This is a genomic window from Nguyenibacter vanlangensis (genome assembly GCF_013376155.1).
Lineage (GTDB): Bacteria > Pseudomonadota > Alphaproteobacteria > Acetobacterales > Acetobacteraceae > Gluconacetobacter > Gluconacetobacter vanlangensis.
Genome location: NZ_JABXXP010000899.1, coordinates 1 through 991 on the forward strand (window position 1 = coordinate 1; position 991 = coordinate 991).

Genomic DNA, 991 nt, shown 5'->3' on the forward strand with positions numbered 1-991 from the left:
AGCAGGTCGCCCTCGCCGCCGCGCCCGCCTTCTTCCGGGCGGACGCGGCGGCGCAGCAGCAGGGCCAGCAGGATCGCCAGCAGCAGCAGGACCGCGAGGCCCAGCGCCAGCAGGCCGCCTTCCCATCCGTCGGACATGATCGTCTATCCTCCCTTCCCTGCCCCGATCCGTCCGGGCGATGCTCTACTGGACCAGGCGGCGCATCACGCCCGGCAGGAAGATCGAGAACGGGTTGACATGCAAGTCCGGCCGGTCCAGCGCGCCGCCGACCGAGAAGGTCGCGGCCAGCAGGCCGCCGCCTTTCTCGGGGCTCATCAGCCGTCCGACGCCGGGCATGTGGCCGGGCAGCGCGTTCACCGCGAAGGCCGGCACGATGGTGCCCTTCAGGTTCAGCCGCGCGCGGTCGAGATCGATCGTGCCGCCGACCGTCACCCCCAGCGAGGCGTTGCCGGCCTGCCCGTCATGGATCGCGAGCGTGCCGTCACGAAAGGTCAGGGGCAGCAGGACGCGGCGGATTTCGAACCCCTGCCCGCGCGGCGCCTGCATCCAGCCATAGATCGAGGCGTTGTTGGCCAGCCGGACCGGGCGTGGCGCGTCGTGCAGCATGATCGGACCGATGGTCAGGCTGCCGGCGAAGGGCGCCGCGGACTGGCGGTCGTCGAACACGCCCTGCAGCACCGTCGCGCCGCCGGAGAATTGCTGCGTCACGCCCAGCTTTTGCAGCATCAGCCCCAGGTCCTGGACGCTGGCCCGGAGATGCCGCCCGTCGGGCTGCGGGGTGAGGATGGCGGTGGCGGGGGACGGGCCGGCCATCGAGAAGCGCAGCCGCGTGACGCGGATGCCGTTATCCTCGACATGGGCATGCACGCCGGCCAGCGCCCCGTCGGGCGCGTAATAGAGGGTGGGCACGTCGGCATCGATCAGCCAGCTTCGCCCCGGCGGCCCCTGGACGCGGCCGGTGGCGGCGGACGGCATGTGATAGGAGGGACCC

General features: G+C 71.9%; 1 pseudogene. It reads right to left on the minus strand.

The features are described from left to right. Positions 1-183: 183 nt before the first annotated feature. Positions 184-991 (minus strand): annotated as a pseudogene (locus HUK84_RS20000) (AsmA-like C-terminal region-containing protein); the annotation flags it as partial.